This is a genomic window from Paraburkholderia silvatlantica, from assembly GCF_003096715.1.
In the GTDB taxonomy this organism is placed as follows: domain Bacteria; phylum Pseudomonadota; class Gammaproteobacteria; order Burkholderiales; family Burkholderiaceae; genus Paraburkholderia; species Paraburkholderia silvatlantica.
Genome location: NZ_QEOL01000021.1, coordinates 38252 through 55002 on the forward strand (window position 1 = coordinate 38252; position 16751 = coordinate 55002).

Annotated in this window: 19 protein-coding genes and 1 pseudogene; 10 read left to right on the forward strand and 10 right to left on the reverse strand. The window is 65.2% G+C overall.

The features are described 5' to 3' along the window. Positions 1-103 precede the first annotated feature (103 nt). Both C7411_RS25010 and C7411_RS25015 read left to right on the forward strand, forming a co-directional pair. Complete coding sequence (locus tag C7411_RS25010; protein ID WP_110386817.1) at positions 104-760, forward strand: chorismate--pyruvate lyase family protein; 657 nt, start codon at positions 104-106, stop codon at positions 758-760. A gap of 19 nt (positions 761-779) precedes the next feature. Next, positions 780-1280: a DNA-deoxyinosine glycosylase gene (locus C7411_RS25015; RefSeq protein ID WP_110386722.1), complete on the forward strand. Its 501-nt coding sequence runs from the start codon at positions 780-782 to the stop codon at positions 1278-1280. Between the two features lie 82 nt (positions 1281-1362). Here C7411_RS25015 and C7411_RS25020 read toward each other — a convergent pair whose 3' ends face one another. After that, a complete protein-coding gene (locus C7411_RS25020; RefSeq protein WP_110386723.1) occupies positions 1363-1671 on the reverse strand; it encodes a type II toxin-antitoxin system RelE/ParE family toxin in 309 nt (102 codons plus the stop codon). Then, positions 1668-1946: a YlcI/YnfO family protein gene (locus C7411_RS25025; RefSeq protein WP_110386724.1), complete on the reverse strand. Its 279-nt coding sequence runs from the start codon at positions 1944-1946 to the stop codon at positions 1668-1670. Before C7411_RS25025 ends, C7411_RS25020 begins: the two co-directional genes overlap by 4 nt. A 148-nt stretch (positions 1947-2094) precedes the next feature. On the opposite strand from C7411_RS25025, the pseudogene C7411_RS38420 reads away from it, so the two are divergent. The 5 genes and pseudogenes from C7411_RS38420 to C7411_RS25050 all read left to right on the forward strand — a co-directional run. Next, positions 2095-2298, forward strand: a pseudogene (locus C7411_RS38420) (uracil-DNA glycosylase family protein); the annotation flags it as partial. Between the two features lie 130 nt (positions 2299-2428). Beyond that, entirely contained in the window at positions 2429-3361 is a 933-nt protein-coding gene (locus C7411_RS25035; protein WP_110386725.1) for a class I SAM-dependent methyltransferase, read from the forward strand. Positions 3362-3665: 304 nt separating this feature from the next. After that, positions 3666-3902 carry a DUF3311 domain-containing protein gene (locus C7411_RS25040; protein WP_110386726.1) on the forward strand — a complete coding sequence of 79 codons (237 nt, stop codon included), beginning with the start codon at positions 3666-3668 and terminating at the stop codon, positions 3900-3902. Beyond that, a complete protein-coding gene (gene mctP, locus C7411_RS25045; protein WP_110386727.1) occupies positions 3899-5449 on the forward strand; it encodes a monocarboxylate uptake permease MctP in 1551 nt (516 codons plus the stop codon). Before C7411_RS25040 ends, mctP begins: the two co-directional genes overlap by 4 nt. Positions 5450-5666: 217 nt before the next feature. Beyond that, the gene (locus C7411_RS25050; RefSeq protein WP_110386728.1) at positions 5667-6782 is read left to right on the forward strand and encodes an FUSC family protein; all 1116 of its coding nucleotides are present in this window, start codon (positions 5667-5669) and stop codon (positions 6780-6782) included. A gap of 33 nt (positions 6783-6815) precedes the next feature. Here C7411_RS25050 and C7411_RS25055 read toward each other — a convergent pair whose 3' ends face one another. From C7411_RS25055 to C7411_RS25075, 5 genes are all read right to left on the reverse strand, one after another. Beyond that, positions 6816-7241, reverse strand: a complete 426-nt coding sequence (locus C7411_RS25055) for a VOC family protein (RefSeq protein WP_110386729.1) — start codon at positions 7239-7241, stop codon at positions 6816-6818. 273 nt (positions 7242-7514) lie between these two features. Then, on the reverse strand, positions 7515-8474 hold the full coding sequence (tal, locus tag C7411_RS25060; RefSeq protein ID WP_110386730.1) for a transaldolase: 960 nt from the start codon (positions 8472-8474) through the stop codon (positions 7515-7517). Positions 8475-8779: 305 nt separating this feature from the next. Continuing rightward, positions 8780-10006 carry a benzoate/H(+) symporter BenE family transporter gene (locus C7411_RS25065; protein ID WP_110386731.1) on the reverse strand — a complete coding sequence of 409 codons (1227 nt, stop codon included), beginning with the start codon at positions 10004-10006 and terminating at the stop codon, positions 8780-8782. A gap of 107 nt (positions 10007-10113) precedes the next feature. Further along, complete coding sequence (locus C7411_RS25070) at positions 10114-11286, reverse strand: vWA domain-containing protein (protein ID WP_110386732.1); 1173 nt, start codon at positions 11284-11286, stop codon at positions 10114-10116. A 42-nt stretch (positions 11287-11328) separates the two neighbouring features. Then, positions 11329-12180: an AAA family ATPase gene (locus C7411_RS25075; RefSeq protein WP_110386733.1), complete on the reverse strand. Its 852-nt coding sequence runs from the start codon at positions 12178-12180 to the stop codon at positions 11329-11331. Positions 12181-12602: 422 nt separating this feature from the next. Between C7411_RS25075 and C7411_RS25080 the strand changes: the two genes are divergently transcribed. Together C7411_RS25080 and C7411_RS25085 are read left to right on the forward strand one after the other, a co-directional pair. Continuing rightward, positions 12603-12968, forward strand: a complete 366-nt coding sequence (locus tag C7411_RS25080; protein WP_110386734.1) for a c-type cytochrome — start codon at positions 12603-12605, stop codon at positions 12966-12968. Positions 12969-12986: 18 nt separating this feature from the next. Beyond that, positions 12987-13382 (forward strand): c-type cytochrome, encoded by a 396-nt coding sequence (locus C7411_RS25085; protein WP_110386735.1) that lies wholly within the window; start codon positions 12987-12989, stop codon positions 13380-13382. A 150-nt stretch (positions 13383-13532) separates the two neighbouring features. Here C7411_RS25085 and C7411_RS25090 read toward each other — a convergent pair whose 3' ends face one another. The 3 genes from C7411_RS25090 to rsxB form a co-directional block, all read right to left on the reverse strand. Continuing rightward, positions 13533-13967: a DUF1841 family protein gene (locus C7411_RS25090; RefSeq protein ID WP_110386736.1), complete on the reverse strand. Its 435-nt coding sequence runs from the start codon at positions 13965-13967 to the stop codon at positions 13533-13535. A 93-nt stretch (positions 13968-14060) separates the two neighbouring features. Continuing rightward, positions 14061-14705: an endonuclease III gene (nth, locus tag C7411_RS25095; RefSeq protein ID WP_110386737.1), complete on the reverse strand. Its 645-nt coding sequence runs from the start codon at positions 14703-14705 to the stop codon at positions 14061-14063. Between the two features lie 35 nt (positions 14706-14740). Next, positions 14741-15577 (reverse strand): electron transport complex subunit RsxB, encoded by an 837-nt coding sequence (rsxB, locus tag C7411_RS25100; protein ID WP_110386738.1) that lies wholly within the window; start codon positions 15575-15577, stop codon positions 14741-14743. A 443-nt stretch (positions 15578-16020) separates the two neighbouring features. Here rsxB and C7411_RS25105 point away from each other — a divergent pair, with 443 nt between their 5' ends. Next, complete coding sequence (locus C7411_RS25105; RefSeq protein WP_110386739.1) at positions 16021-16653, forward strand: TetR/AcrR family transcriptional regulator; 633 nt, start codon at positions 16021-16023, stop codon at positions 16651-16653. Positions 16654-16751: the final 98 nt, after the last annotated feature.

A 16751-nucleotide genomic window follows, 5' to 3' on the forward strand; every position in this document is an offset into this window, starting at 1 on the left:
ATTGCATGACCGAGACCCCTTGCGGCTGCCCGCTGCAAGGGGTTTTTCTTTTGTCCGCCGCGCTCGCAGCGAACTGAAATCCTCGCAGCCTATAATGCGCGCCATGCCTCTTCGATTCGATGCCGCTAACGCGCACTGGCGCGTCACGCCCTTGCCCGCCTTGAGCGCCGACCAGAAGGACTGGCTCACGCGCGGCGGTTCGCTCACGGCGCATTTGCGCACGCTCGGCCGCGTCGTCGTGCGGGTCACGCGCGAAGCCGTGGATATGCCCTGGTCCGACGAATGCGCCGCGCTTGGCCTCGCGCCGCGCGAGCGCGCGTGGGTGCGCGAGATCGTGCTCGAAGTCGAGGGCGTGCCGTTCGTCACCGCGCACAGCGTGACGCCGCTCGCCGCGAGTCAGGGCGTATGGCAGGCCATGCGCCGCTTGCGCACGCGTCCGCTCGCGGAACTCCTCTATAGCGACAGCGGTGTGGCGCGCTCCGCGCTCGTGAGCCGGCGCGTGAGCGCGCGGCATGCGCTCTATACGCTCGCCGCGCGCGAGATCGTGGTCGAGCCGAAGCGCGCGCCGCACGCGTTCGTCGCGCGCCGCTCGGTATTCGAGCGCGCAGGCGCGCCGCTGCTCGTGACCGAATGCATGCTGCCCGCGCTGTGGTCGCGTCTTGCGAGCGGTCCGCTCACCCAGGAAACCGGCGTGCATCTCGGACGCGAACGCGGCCCGCTCGATCACACCGCCTCGCGCGCGCATCACGTGCCGCGTTGAACGTGCCGCATCCGTAGCCATGACCGTCAAGCGCTGCTTCGATCCCGTCGTCGATGCACATACGCGTGTGCTCATCCTCGGCAGCCTGCCTGGCGAGGCGTCGCTCGCGCAGCAGCAGTACTACGCGCACAAGCAGAACAGGTTCTGGGCGCTTGTTGGCGATGTGATCAGCGTGGATCTCGTCGCGATGGATTATTCGACTCGGCTCGAAAACTTGCTGCAACATCGCGTTGGCTTGTGGGACGTTGTTGCTGAGGCTCGACGTGTCGGGAGCCTTGATAGCAGTATTCGCGATCATGCGCATAACGATCTGGTTGCGCTGGTCGATACGCTGCCGAATCTGGTCGCCATCGCGTTCAACGGCGGAACTGCGGAGAAGATCGGGATGCGCTCGCTTGATGAGACGGCAGGTCGATATCGGCTCGTCCGGTTGCCATCGAGCAGCCCGGCGTACGCGGCGATGCCTTACGACGTGAAGCGGCGCGCCTGGGCGGCGCTGCGTCAGTGGTTGCAGATGTAGGTTCCAGTCCGGGATGCCTTCCGTTCTCAGCACGAAAGAGCGGGTTTGTGTCGAATACGTCGCTTGTCTCGAAAACTCCGGCTCAGTGATAATCGCTTTCGCGTTGGTGGCGCACGGCGAGGATCGTTACCGTTTGATCGTCGTCGATTTCGAATAACGCGACATACCCCGATGCGCCGAACGGAATAATCAGTTCCCGCAGAAATGGCATTGACGAATGCGCTTTGCGGCAAGTAAATGGCGACGATTCCAGTGTCGCGATACCGGCAGTGATGGCCACAAGTGCGCGGGAAGCGAGGTCGACATCGGCGTCGTCGCGCTCGACAATGAAGCCATAAAGGCGATCCAGATCATCGGAAGCCGCCCGTGTGAACCGGACCGTATACGTCATCGAGATTTTGCCCGCGTCGTGCGAAGGGCATCGAGCTGCCTTTCCAGTTTTGCCAGCACTTCAGAAGCGGGCAGGTAGTCGCCGGTGCGTCGAGCCGCATCGCGCGATGCGATGCCACGGGCAATGAACTCGCTCTGGTTGCGACGACGTTCGATGCCCTCGCGGATCGATTGTTCGACGAAGCCCGAGAGCGTTTCTCCCTCGCCCAGGACATTTTCGGCCGCGTCACGGAGTTCCGGCTCGACCCGGATGGAGGGAAAGGTGGCGGATTTCATGATGTACCTCGATGCGTCGCAATTGCGATGCATTATCCTCCGACTACTGTGTTAATGCAAGTTGGCCGTTCGGCACCTCCGAAAGTGGGCGGCCGTCGCACTTCACCCCCGGAGGGTGGCGCGCAGGTGCCAAATTGACCAAAACACCAACAGGTTCTGGCAATTGATCGGCGATGTCATTGGCGAAGCGCTGCCGGGGATGAGCTACGAAGCGCGACTGCAAGCGCTGCTCGATCATCGCGTGGGGCTGTGGGACGTCATTGCGCAAGCGAGACGCGAAAGCAGTCTCGATAGCCGCATTCGCTATCACGGGGTGAACGATCTCGTGGCGCTGATCGCCACGCTGCCCAATTCGCGCCGCGTGCGGGACGAAGCGCGCGAAATGCCTGCGAAATCCAGCACGAAGCGCAGCGAATGCTATGCTCTCGGTCGCCTGAGCAAATGCACCTGCATTTGCGCCCCTACAGCAAACGATTTTCTACATGACGACTCTCATCAAGCGTGCCTCCGCCGAGGCCCGCGCATTCAAGCAAACCGGCAACGCGACGCAATCGGGCGAGACCGCGAGCAAGACCGCAAAGCTCCCGAAGCGCCCGCGCCGCGCCGCCGCTGCCGCCGCCGAACTCGACAACGCTCCGGTCATCGAAGCGCCGCGCAAGCCGCGTTTCGCGCCGGTCACGTTCTCGGAAGAGCACGGTGTGCGCTATCTGCACTTCGGCACGGAGTGGGTGCAGGGCGCGATGCGTCTTGCGAAGCCGCTGCACATCGAACTGGAATACGCGCAGCAGATGATGGCCTGGCTGCTGTTCCTCGCGACACCCGAGCGCATCGTGCAACTGGGTCTGGGCGCCGCCGCCCTCACCAAGTTCGCGCACCGCTATCTGCGTCCCGCCAAGGTCGAGGCAATCGAGCTGAATCCGGCGGTCGTGGTGGCCGCCCGCACGATGTTCGAACTGCCGTACGACGACGCACGCCTGAGCGTGCGCGAACTCGACGCGTGGGACTTCGTGCAGGACCGCGCCAATCACGGCACCATCGGCGCGCTGCAGATCGATGTGTACGACGCGACCGCGCGCGGCCCGGTGCTCGACAGCGTGGCGTTCTACCGCGCCGTGCGCGCGTGCCTCGCCGATGCCGGCGTCGCGACGATCAATCTGTTCGGCGACCACCCGAGCTTCGTGCGCAACATGAAGCGCCTGAACGAAGCCTTCGAAGGCCGCGTGATCGCGCTGCCCGAAGTGCACGAAGGCAATCGCGTCGCGCTCGCGTTCTCGGGCCCGGCGCTCGAAGTCACCTTCGATGCGCTCGAAAAGCGCGCGCGCCTGCTCGAAAGCAAGCTCGGGCTGCCGGCGCACCAGTGGGTCAAGGCGCTGCGCGAATCGAGCGGCCAGCACGGCGCAACGTTCTCGATCTGATCCGCGCGAACGGCGGCAACGCCGTTGCGGCACAGATAACCGGCCTCGGCGCCGGTTTTTTTTCGCCTGTAAAGTGTATTTCCGGGCAATTATCCGGACGTGGCGCAATCCGTTGGCTCTTGACAACGTCCTCGGAATTGGGGTCCGCCCTGCTTGACCGTGCGGCGTGGCCTCGATACTCTTTTCAGCGCTTTCGGGGACCTTGCGGGCTTATCCGTCTGCGAGGCCATCGGCCGCCTCACGCCGGGCGGCGGACCGCAGAGAAAGCCAGGCCGCATAACTACATAAGCAACGAGGAGACGTCATGGCTCACGACGCCGACGCCGGAAAACCGGGCAAGCATTGGCTTTGGCTTTTGCTGCTGCCCTGGATCGCGATGATCTGGGTGCCGTCTTACAACAAGATCGAGCCCACTCTGTGGGACTTCCCGTTTTTCTACTGGTATCAACTTCTCTGGGTGCTGATCAGCGCTGCCATTACCGCGCTCGTCTACTTCAAGACGAAGACCCGCAGCAAGGGCGATGAAGGGGGCGCGCAATGAACGTCACGGCAACCGTTGTCTTTGTTCTGTTTTTCCTCGGCGTCACGGTTCTCGGCTTCGTCGCCGCGCACTGGCGCAAGGGCGACCTCGCGCATCTCGAAGAGTGGGGCCTCGGCGGCCGCCGCTTCGGCACGATCGTCACCTGGTTCCTGCTCGGCGGGGACCTCTACACCGCGTACACCTTCGTCGCCGTGCCGGCGCTCGTGTTCGGTGCGGGCGCAATGGGTTTCTTCGCGCTGCCGTACACGATCCTGATCTATCCCTTCGCGTTCGTCGTGTTCCCGAAGCTCTGGGCCGTCGCGAAGCGCCATCAATACGTCACCTCGGCGGACTTCGTGAGCGCGCGCTATGGCAGCCGCCTGCTGGCGCTCGCCATCGCCGTGACGGGCATCGTCGCGACCATGCCGTATATCGCGCTGCAGCTGGTGGGTATCGAAGTGGTGATCGGCGCACTCGGCTTCGACACGACGGGCTTTGTCGGCGACCTGCCGCTCATCATCGCGTTCGCGATTCTCGCCGCGTACACGTACACGTCGGGCCTGCGCGCGCCGGCCATGATCGCCGTGGTGAAGGACATCCTCATCTACATCACGATCATCGTCGCGATCATCGTGATTCCCGCGCAGATGGGCGGCTTCGGCCACATCTTCGGCGCCGTGCCGCCGGCCAAGCTGCTGCTCAAGTCGCCGGACGCCACGAGTCTGAACGGCTATAGCGCCTACGCGACACTCGCGGTGGGCTCGGCGCTCGCGCTGTTCCTGTACCCGCACTCGGTCACGGCGATTCTGTCGTCGTCGTCGGGCAACACCATCCGCCGCAACATGGCGATGCTGCCGGCGTACTCGCTGGTGCTCGGTCTGCTCGCGCTGCTCGGCTACATGGCGCTCGCCTCCGGCGTGAAGGACATGCCGGAATTCGCGCCGTACTTCAAGGCCTTCGGCCCGAACTTCGCGGTGCCGGCGCTGTTCCTGCACTTCTTCCCGTCGTGGTTCGTGGGCGTGGCGTTCGCGGCCATCGGCATCGGCGCGCTGGTACCGGCTGCGATCATGTCGATTGCAGCGGCTAACCTCTACACGCGCAACATCCACAAGGAGTTCATCAACCGCAACATGAATCACGAGCAGGAGACCAACATCGCCAAGCTGGTCTCGCTGATCGTGAAGGTCGGCGCGGTGGCGTTCATCCTGGGCCTGCCGCTCACGTACGCGATCCAGCTGCAGCTGCTCGGCGGCATCTGGATCATCCAGACCCTGCCCGCCATCGTGCTCGGTCTCTACACGCGCATGCTCGACTACCGCGGTCTGCTGGTGGGCTGGGCGGCCGGCATCGCGACCGGCACGTGGATGGCCATTTCGCTCAAGCTCGCAGGCTCGATCTTCACGATTCACCTGTTCGGCATGGCGATTCCGGGCTACGCGGCGGTGTGGTCGCTGATCGTGAACCTCGTGGTCTCGGTTGTCGTGTCGGCGCTCGTGCACGTGGTTGGCATGCAAAAGGGCGCGGATCGCACGCGTCCGGAAGACTATCTCGACGTCGTCGAAGGCTGAGCCGCTCGTGCCCGGCGCGCGCCGCCGGGCTGGTTTTGTACCTGATGCCCGCGGCACGCAGTTGCGGGCATTTGTTTTTCTGGTGCACGATGACTGCCGATCCCGCTCACGTTCAGCCCGTGCCATGGCCTCATCCCGAACCCAATCCCGTTGCCGATCCGGGCGCGGCGGCGCGCAACGCCTGCGTCCGCCGCGCCGCCGCTCGCGTCTGGCGCGCATGTGGCGCGCGTTGACCTCCCCGTACTATCGCTACCGCAACGCCAAGGTGATCCACAGCGTGCGCGTGGGCCTCGCGATGCTCGCCTCGATTCTCGCGACCTCGGGCATCCATATTCCGCACGGCATCTGGGCGTCGGTCACGCTGCTCGTCGTGATCGGCGGGTTGCAGCACCACGGCAACATCCGCAAGAAGGCTGCCGAGCGCGCACTCGGCACGCTGCTCGGCGCCGTGATCGGGCTCGTGCTCATCGTCGTGCAGGCCATCACCGGTTCCGTGTCGCTCACCTACGTGCTGATGTCGCTCGTCGCCGCCGTGTGCGGCTACTACGCCATCGGCAAGCCGGGCTACGTCGCGCTGCTGGCCGCCATCACCATGTGCATCGTCGCGGGGCACGGGGACAATCTCATCGATACGGGTCTCTGGCGCACGCTCAACGTGATTCTCGGCATCGTCATCGCGCTCGTGTTTTCGTTTGCCTTGCCGCTGCACGCGACGTATTCGTGGCGCTACGGCCTTGCCGACAATCTGCGCGAATGCGCGCGCGTGTACGCGCAGGTGGCGGGCGGCGTGCACGTCGACACCGACGAGCAGGTGCAGACCTTCATGCGCCTGAACGCACGGCTCGTGCAACTGCGCGCGCTGATGCCCTCGGTTGCCGGGGAGATCGACGTGCCGCTCGCGCGGCTCGAGCAGGTGCAGCGTCTGCATCGCTCGTTGCTGAGTGCGCTGGAGATGCTCTGTACGGGCACGGGCAGCTACGAGCAGGCGCTCGTGCGCGTGGCGTTCGCCGAGCGCGGCGAAACCGTGCGCGGTGCGCTGCTTGCCACGGCACGGGCGCTGCGTTTTGGCGGCGGGCGTCACCCCGAGGCGGCGCAGCGTGCGCTGCGCCCGGTCGCGGCACGGGTGGAGGGGAGCGGCACGGGCGACGTGACGGCCGAGGCCGCCCGCGAAACCATGCCGGGCGAGCCGCAGGGCTGCCCCGAGCCGCAGATGCAGGGACCCTACTGGCTCAGCCTGCGTGTGGAGGAGCAGGTGGAGCGCCTGCGCGCGCTCCTCCTCGAAACCGAGCCGCGCTGGAACATCGAGCGCGCCGCGACCCACCGCATGGAGTGACGCCGGGCGCGCTTCTCCCGTCGTGGCGGGGGATCAGGCGGGTTGTTCGTGCGGCGCCGAGACCATCCACGGCACGCCGAACTTGTCGGTCAGCATGCCGAAGCCGGGCGACCAGAAGGTCTTCTGAAACGGCATCGTGACCGTGCCGCCTTTGGCCAGCGCGTTGAAGTAGCGTTCGGCGGTGCCGATGTCAGGCCCGGTCAGCGAGACGCCGAAGCCGAGGAACTTGTCGTTCTGCGTCATGCAGCCGCCGTCGGACACCATGATCTGCGCGTCGCCGATCTGGAGCGTCGCATGCATGATCTTTTCGGCGAATTCGGGCGGCATGGGGCGCGCGGGGTCCGGCGGCGCCTCCTTGAAGCGCATCTTGATCACTTCCTTCGCGCCGAGCGCTTCGCCGTAGAACGCGATCGCTTCATCGCAGTTGCCGGGATAAAAGAGATAGGGCTGGATTTGCATCGTCGGTTTCCTTGCGGACGGGACGTCGGCCGGCCTGTTTCGCGCGAGGGTGTGCGCGGGGCCGGATCGCGCGGCGGGTTGCGCCGCTGTTCTGATTCTAGGCGCGCGCGAGGGCGTGACTGAGCGGGGTGTCGTCAGGGTTTGCGAGAGTGCGCACGGGAACGGTCGTTGCAGACCGCCGCGTAAGAACCGCCGTGTAAAAAAGGCCGCACATGCGCCATGTGCGGCCCTCGGTCATCGACACTTCAATGCGCTCTGCATGGCGCCGGCGCATTATTTCGCGCGCAGTTCCTCGATCATCTTTTCGAGCTTGATCGCGTCTGCGGCGAACGCGCGGATGCCTTCAGCGAGCTTCTCGGTCGCCATGGCGTCTTCGTTGAGCTGGAAGCGGAACGACGGCTCGTCCACGGCCACGCGCTCGATCTTCGCGTCCTTGAACGCTTCCGGCGAGAGCTTGCGTTCGACCTTCTCGTTGCTGTCGTGGAGCTTCTGCAGCAGGTCCGGGCTGATGGTGAGCAGGTCGCAGCCGGCCAGCTCGACGATCTGGCTCGTGTTGCGGAAGCTCGCGCCCATCACCTCGGTCTTGTGGCCGAACTTCTTGTAGTACGCGTAGATCTTGCGCACCGACTGCACGCCCGGGTCGTTCGCGCCGCCGTCCTTCGCGTCGTCCCAGTCGGCGCCTTTGGCCTTCTTGTACCAGTCGTAGATGCGGCCCACGAACGGCGAGATGAGCTGCGCGCCCGCTTCGGCGCACGCGGCGGCTTGCGCGAGCGAGAACAGCAGCGTCATGTTGCAGCGGATGCCGTCCTTTTGCAGGACCTCGGCCGCGCGGATGCCTTCCCAGGTGGAGGCGAGCTTGATCAGCACGCGCTCGCGGCCGATGCCGGCCTGCTTGTACAGGTCGATGATGTGGTGCGCCTTGTCGATCGACTTTTTCGTGTCGAACGAGAGGCGGGCATCGACTTCGGTCGAGACGCGGCCCGGAATGATCTTGAGGATTTCGGTGCCGAAGGCGATCAGCAGATGGTCGATGATCGACTCGAGCGACTCGCTCGCGTGATCGCGCACGGTTTTTTCGAGCAGCGGACGGTACTCGGCTTTCTGGACCGCCTTGAGGATCAGCGACGGGTTGGTCGTCGCGTCCTGCGGCTTGTACTGCACGAATTGCTGGAAGTCGCCCGTATCGGCGACGACGGTGGTGTACTGCTTGAGCTGGTCGAGTGCGGTAGTCATGTCAGGCCTTGTGGGCGCGTGCGCGCCTGCTTCGGTGAGAGTTGAACGGCCGGTGCGCTTCAGGCGTGAACCTGGGGCGCGCCGGGCGGGACGCGAATGGGTGCTGCGCCGTTGCGGCCCAGCCCGTGCGGATGGCGCGGGAAGCCGGCTGGGGCGCATCTTGCCGCGCGTCCGGGCGCGGCTCAGTTCATCATTTTATGGCGGAAACGCCTGGCGTTGCGTTTCAAGCGGGTGCGGTGCATGTCGATCGCGCCGCACACACCGTGCCGGCAGTGCTGGCAGGCGCATGCGGCGACTCAGACGCCTCAGGCGCGCCGCGCGTTCAGCACGAACTGGGTGATCACGCCCGCCACCAGCCCCCAGAACGCCGCGCCGATCGAGAGCAGCGTGAGCCCGGATGCCGTGACCATGAAGGTGATGAGCGCGGCTTCGCGCTCTCTCGCGTTCTGCATGGCGTTGGTGAGGCCGCTCATGATCGAGCCGAACAGCGCGAGCGCCGCGATCGACACCACGAGCGCCGGCGGGAACGCTGCGAACAGCGCCGCGATGGTCGCGCCGAAGGTCCCGGCGATCAGATAGAAAATGCCGCACCACACGGCCGCCATATAGCGCTTCGTGCGGTCCTCATGGGCATGCGGGCCCGTGCAGATCGCCGCGGTGATGGCCGCGAGGTTCACGCCATGCGAGCCGAACGGCGCGAGCACGAGCGAGGCCAGGCCCGTGGTGGCGATGAGCGGCGACGAGGGTGCGGCCGTGTGGTCGTAGCCGTCGGCGCGCAGCACGGCGATGCCGGGGACGTTCTGCGAGGCCATCGCCACGACGAAGAGCGGAATGCCGATGCTCACCACCGCCGTGAGCGAGAACGCCGGCATCGTGAACACGGGTTTGGCCACCGCCACGCGGAAGTGGCTGAAGTCGAGCAGCCCGAGCGCAGCGGCGGCGGCGATGCCGATCGCGAGCGTCGCGACGATCGCGTAGCGCGGCACGAAGCGCTTCACGATCAGGTAGCCGAAGAACATCGTGAGCACGAGCGGCGTCTGCACCTGCGCGGCGTGGAAGATCTCGATGCCGATCTCGAACAGGATGCCCGCAAGCAGTGCCGCCGCGATACCCGCGGGAATGCGCTTCATGAGCGTGTCGAACCAGCCGGTGAGGCCCACGGCCGTGAGCAGCACGGCGCACACGATATAGGCGCCGATCGCCTCGGCATAGGGGACGTGCGGCAGCGAGCTGATGAGGAGCGCCGCGCCCGGCGTGGACCACGCGACCACGATGGGCGCGCGAAACCACAGCGACAGGCCGATGGTCGTGAGCGCCATGCCGATGGAAAGCGCCCAGATCCACGAGGAAATCTGCGCGTCGGACAGATGCGCGGCCTGGCCGGCCTGGAACATCAGCACGAGCGAGCTGGTGTAGCCCGTCATCATCGCGACGAAGCCGGCCACGATCGTGGCGGCCGAGGTATCGGCGAAGGGCCGCAGCGGTCCCGGCCTGAACGTCGCGCGCAGGTCAGGGGAGGAGGGGGCGGTCATGCGGTGGTCTCCAAATGCGTAGTGATGACGAGGTCGGGCGGCGCGGCCTGTTGACACTCAGGCATGCGCCGCCTCGGGAAAACGGAGAGGGGCGGGAGCGCCGGCGCCTATTTGCTCAGCACGCGCATGGCCGTTTCGAGCCCGGCGACGGTGAGCGGGTACATGCGGTGGCCGAGAATTTCGCGGATGATCGACACCGACTGGCGATACTCCCATAGTCGTTCGGGCTCGGGGTTGAGCCAGGCGAAATGCGGGAACTGGTCGGCGAGGCGGCGCAGCCAGACGGCGCCCGCTTCGGGGTTGTTGTATTCGACCGAGCCGCCCGGCTGAAGCACCTCGTACGGGCTCATCGTGGCGTCGCCGACGAAAATAAGCTTGTAGTCGGGCGTGAACTTGTGCAGCAGGTCCCACGTGGGCGTGCGCTCGGCGTGGCGGCGGCGGTTGTTCTTCCACAGGTGGTCGTACACGCAGTTGTGGAAGTAATAGAACTCCAGATGCTTGAATTCGGCCTTGGCGGCCGAGAACAGCTCCTCGGTACGTTTGATGTGATCGTCCATCGAGCCGCCCACGTCGAGCAGCATCAGCACTTTCACGTTGTTGTGGCGCTCCGGCACCATCTTGAGGTCCAGCCAGCCCGCGTTCGCGGCGGTGCTGCGGATCGTGTCGCCGAGGTCGAGCTCTTGTGCCGCGCCTTCGCGCGCGAAGCGGCGCAGGCGGCGCAACGCGACCTTGATGTTGCGCGTGCCGATTTCGACCTGGTCGTCGTAGTCGCGGTACGCGCGCGCGTCCCACACTTTCACGGCGCTGCGCTGGCCGCCTTCGCCGCCAATGCGGATGCCCTCGGGGTTGTAACCGCCGTGGCCGAAGGGCGACGTGCCGCCCGTGCCGATCCACTTGCTGCCGCCCTCGTGGCGCTCCTTTTGTTCCTCGAACAGTTCCTTGAGGCGCTCCATGAGCTTGTCGAGTCCGCCCATGGCTTCGATCTGCGCGCGCTGTTCGGGCGTGAAGTCGCGCTCCAGCCGCTTCTTGAGCCAGTCTTCGGGGATCTCGAAGGCGAGCCCGGACTTCTTCTCGATGCCGCGAAAATACGCACCGAATGCCTGATCGAAGCGGTCGAAGTACTGCTCGTCCTTCACGAGCGTCATGCGCGCGAGGTAGTAGAAGTCGTCGAGCGAGGGCGCGATCACGCGCGCCTTGAGCGCTTCGACGAGCGTGAGGTACTCCTTCACGGAAACCGGCAGCTTCGCGTCGCGCAGCGTGTAGAAGAAGTCGATCAGCATGCGGTGTCTCCGGCTTTTGCGCGCGGCGTCCTTATCAACGGTTCAACGGTTGTGACGGTTCATGTAGATGAGGCGCTCGAACAGCGTCATGTCCTGCTCGTTCTTGAGCAGCGCGCCGGCGAGCGGGGGCATGGACTTCGAGCCGTCGGCCGCGCGCAGCGCCGAGGGCGGAATGTCTTCGGCGAGCAGGAGCTTGAGCCAGTCGAGCAGTTCCGACGTAGACGGCTTTTTCTTCAGGCCCGCGACGTTGCGCAGTTCGAAAAAGCTTTCCATGGCCGCGTTGAGCAGTTCCTTGCGGATGCCCGGATAGTGCACCTCGACGATGCGCTGCATCGTCGCCGGATCGGGAAAGCTGATGTAGTGGAAGAAGCAGCGGCGCAGGAACGCGTCGGGCAGCTCCTTCTCGTTGTTCGACGTGATGATGACGAGCGGACGCTGTTTCGCCTTGATGAGCTGGCGCGTCTCGTAGACGTAGAACTCCATGCGGTCGAGTTCGCGCAGCAGGTCGTTCGGGAACTCGATGTCGGCCTTGTCGATTTCGTCGATCAGCAGCACGCTTTGCTGCTCCGACTCGAACGCCTGCCACAGCACGCCTTTCACGATGTAGTTGGCGATGTCCTTCACGCGTTCGTCGCCGAGCTGCGAGTCGCGCAGGCGCGAAACCGCGTCGTACTCGTAGAGCCCTTGCTGCGCCTTCGTGGTGGACTTGATGTGCCACTGCATGAGCGGCATACCCAGCGCCGCGGCCACTTCTTCGGCCAGCATGGTCTTGCCCGTGCCGGGCTCGCCCTTGATGAGCAGGGGGCGCTTGAGCGTGATCGCGGCGTTGACCGCGAGCTTGAGGTCGTCGGTGGCGACGTATTGCGATGAGCCTTCGAAACGCGTGGCGCGCATGGTGAATCCGCTCGCTGGGGAAAAAAATCCCAGTATAAGTCAGATGGGGTGTTGCGTCGGCGCGCCACCGCGTATCGTTGGGTCCGCTCTTCGGGGCGCGGCGCGCAAGCGCTGCCAGCCGTCTCGCGGCGGCGCGCGGCGAGTCCGTTGCGCGTGCCAGGGTTCCTCCGGGTTGTCTGCCGGGCGAGTCAGCGCGCAAGGGCGCTGCGTGGCCGCCACGGGCCCTTGGCGAGCCCTCGCCAGGCGCTCCGAGGCCCGCCAGGCGTGGCGCGGCCGGTGGACGGCCGGCGCGGCGCCGCGGTATACTCGGAGCGATTTTTTTCGGCCTGCACGGCGACCCCAAAAGTAAAACAGCAGTAATGCGGCGCAGGCCGTGGCCTGCGGTTCGGGCGTTCGAATCCCCTCAAGCCAGGTTGGATGCTATGAAAAAAATTGTCGGCAAGCACGTCGTCACGGGCGCAATCACCATGCTGGCGTGCTTCGCGGTCACGGCTCACGCGGACATCGTGGGCAACGCGAAGGCGGGTCAGGACAAGGTGGCGATGTGTATCGGCTGTCATGGTATTCCCGACTACCGCACCGCTTACCCCGAGGTCTATCACGTGCCCATTCTGGGCGGCCAGAACGCGCAGTACATCATGAGCGCGTTGCTCGCCTACAAGAAGGGCGACCGGCACTTCGAGACGATGCACGCGATCGCGTCCTCGCTGACCGAACAGGACATCGCCGACATCGCGGCCTACTATGCGTCGCAAACGGCCGCGTCGAAAGACAATCCGAATAAATAACCGGCAGGTGGAGAATCCATGAACAAGCCCTACACGGCTGTGCCTTCGTTTGCCGGTGCAACCATCAAGCTCGCCCTCGCCGGGGGCGCACTGGCCGCCGCGCTCGCGCTCAATCCCGCGCACGCGGCCGACGCCTCCAACGGCAAGGTCCTCGCCGACAGCCACAACTGCGCGGCCTGTCATGGCCCGGGCCTGAACAAGCCCGTGAGCCCCGAATATCCGAAGCTCGCCGGCCAGCACGCCGACTACATCTACTGGGCGCTGCGCCAGTACCAGATGGGCACGAGCAATCCGCACCTCGGCCGCAACAATCCGATCATGCAGGCGCAGGTGCAGAGCCTTTCGCAGAGCGACATGAAGGATCTCGCCGCGTACATCGAGTCGCTCGGCGGCGACCTCGTCAACAAGAAGTAAGCGTGAGCGCGGCGCGCGCCATGCGTGCCGCATCATGTCGAATACCCCGCGTGGGCCTCGCTTTCGGCGAGGCGTTCGCGGGGTGCTTTTTTTTTACGGGTTGTTTTGCCTCGGTCGCGAGTTTTGCCTCGGTCGCGAATCGATTGCGATTCAGTCGCGCGAGGCGCGGCGCTCGATGCGCATGAGATAGGCGTCCGTGTCGGGCGGCGTGTTCGTGCGCTGTGCTTCCCAGATCGTTTCGCCCAGGCACTCCATGATCGCGTGCTGCGCGTCGTGCGTGGAGCCGAGCCGTGCCGCGAGCCGGTCGTGGGCCGCGCGGATGCCGGGCGGCTGGTCGATCGACAACTGCTCGCTGATGGCAAGATGCATCGACAGATGCAGGAACGGATTGCTCTGGCCGCGCTCGGGCGAGTAGTCCTGCGTGGTGGCCGCATCGGCGTCGGCGAGTTCGGCGTGATATTCGGGGTGCTCGACGATCCAGTCGGCGGCGATCGCCTCGAGCGGCGTGAGGATTTCGCCCGCGCGCTGCTTGCGCCAGGTCTCGGTGAAAAAGCGGCGGACTTCGTCGCGGCTGGGATTGAACATCTTGAGTCGGTCGTATTGATGAGGCGCTAATTCGTGCGGTGCCGTGCTGCGACATCCGTGTCGATCATTTTACGTCCGGGCGCACGCGCTCGCTCAGAGCTCCGGCGGCGGCGTCTTCGGCTTGAACTCGCACAGCGGCTCGATCACGCAATGCCAGCATTCCGGCCGGCGCGCCTTGCATACATAGCGCCCGTGCAGGATGAGCCAGTGATGCGCGTCGTGGCGGAACTCGGCCGGCGTGAATTTTTCGAGCGCGGTTTCGACGGCGCGCACGTCCTTGCCGGGTGCGAGTCCCGTTCGGTTCGCAACCCGAAAGATATGCGTGTCGACGGCAATGGTCGGTTGGCCGAAGGCCGTGTTGAGCACGACATTCGCGGTCTTGCGTCCAACGCCGGGCAGGGCTTCGAGCGCCTCGCGCGTGGGCGGCACCTCGCTGCCGTACTGCTCGATGAGAATCCGGCACGTCGCAATGACGTTCCTGGCCTTGGTGCGATAAAGGCCGATCGTCTTGATGTAATCCGCCACACCTTCCTCGCCCAGCGCGAGCACCGCTTGCGGCGTGTTGGCGACCGGAAACATGCGGCGCATGGCCTTGTTCACCGAAACGTCGGTGGCCTGCGCGGAGAGCATCACGGCAATCAGGAGTTCGAACGGCGTGTTGAACTCCAGCTCGGTGGTGGGATGCGGATTGAGACTTTGCAGCGTTTCGTAGATGGCGCGGCGCTTGGTGGCGTTCATGTTCGTTGTGCGTGGGGCCTGGGCGTTGCGCAGCGCTATCGCGCGGATTTGTCGTTGGCGGGCGATGGGTCCGATGTGCCCGGCTCGATACCGATACGCTTGCGGCGCGCCTCGGCGGCGTCGATCTGCGCCTGCACGTCGGCGCTCACGTGCTCGACGTTGCGTGGGCCCACACCCTGTTCGGCCATTTCCGCTTTCTTGCGGCGCGCCCGTTCGAGCGCGGCCTGGATGATCGCTTTCTTCTTCGCTTCGGCGTCGTCGGCGGGCGGGCTCGCGGGCTGCGTGGCGGCGTCTTGCGGCGCCTCGGCCTGCGGTGCGCTCGTGGCGGCGCGGCGTGCCGCGGCGCGCGCCTCGGCGGCATGACGTTCGGCGGCCTGGCGCGCGGTGCGCCGGTCATGCCGCACGCGGGCTTCGTCGGCCTGCTGTTGCGTCCATGCGTCCCAGCCGGTTGCTTCGCCCGTAACGGGAATCATTGCGATGCAGTCGACCGGGCAGGGCGCGACGCACAGATCGCAACCCGTGCACTGATCCTTGACGATGGTGTGCATCTGCTTGGGCGCACCGACGATCGCGTCGACGGGACACGCCTGCATGCACAGCGTGCAGCCGATGCACAACTGTTCGTCGATGAACGCCACCGGACGCGGGCGCTCTACGCCGTTGTCCGGATTGATCGGGATGACCGGTTTGCCGAGCCGTGTCGCGAGGCGCTTGACGCCTTCCAGGCCGCCGGGTGGGCACTGGTTGTAGTTGGCGGTGCCGGCGGCGACGGCTTCGGCATAGGGCCGGCAGCCGTCATAGCCGCACTTCGTGCACTGGGTCTGGGGCAGCAGATCTTCGATGCGATCTGCGAGTGTTTTGGGATCGTTCACGTTCGCTACATCGGGGCGGGGCGGGCGGTGGCGTGGCCTGGGCACGCAGGGTTTCGCACCGGGCCTGAGGGGGCGCACACGCACAGCGCCAAAGCTTGCATTATCGCCGATTTCCCGCATTGCCATCGGCGGGCCATGTGCCATAATCAAAGCGCTTAATGTGAAGCACCGTGCAGTCCAGGGGAAATCAATAGACGTAAGCGGGACATGTCGGGCACGGCAGGCAACGTGCTTCGCACGCAGCAGACAGGGGGAAGAACGATGTCGGCTCGCAACGACATCTAACAAACAAGAAGGAACGCAAGACCGTAGGTCGGAGGGTGTCTGTCCATTAACCTGGCGCGCCCCGCACAACGTTGTCGATACCAGGGCGAGGAGAGGCCCGGCGCAGTATTGCCCGACAACGCAAACCGGACAACGCGGCTTAACGAGATCCTGCCACCATGAATCAGCCAAAAATCAAAAGAGATCCTGAAGGCACCCGCCGCCGCATTCTGCTCGCCGCGGCGGAAGAATTCGCCAATGGCGGCCTGTTCGGCGCACGCGTCGACCAGATTGCGCGACGCGCGGAAACCAACGAGCGCATGCTCTATTACTACTTCGGAAGCAAGGAGCAACTATTCACGGCAGTCCTCGAGCACGCATTCGGCGCGCTCAATGAGGCCGAGCGCGCGCTCGATCTCGCGGGGCTCGCACCCGTGGAGGCGATCACGCGGCTCGCGCATTTCGTGTGGGACTACTATCGCGACAATCCGGAACTGCTGCGGCTCGTGAACAACGAGAATCTGCACGAGGCGCGATATATGCAGAAGTCCACACGAATTCGCGAGATGATCTCGCCGATCGTGGCGACGCTCGGTTCGATTCTCACACGCGGCGAATCTGCGGGACTGTTCCGCCCGAGCGTCGATCCGTTGCGCCTCTATGTGACGCTTTCGGGCATGGGCTACTACATCGTGTCGAACCGCTACACGCTCAACGCCACGCTCGGCCGCGACTTCAGCACGACTGCCGAACGCGCGGAAATCATTCAGCTGAACACGGAGATGCTGCTCGCGTATCTCATGCGCAAGTAGCGCACGAGCCGCACGCGGCGAATTCACAAGTTCGCGCGAGTTCGCGCAAGTTCGTTTCACGCTCCACAAACGCCGCGCGCCGTCCTGGGACGGCGCGC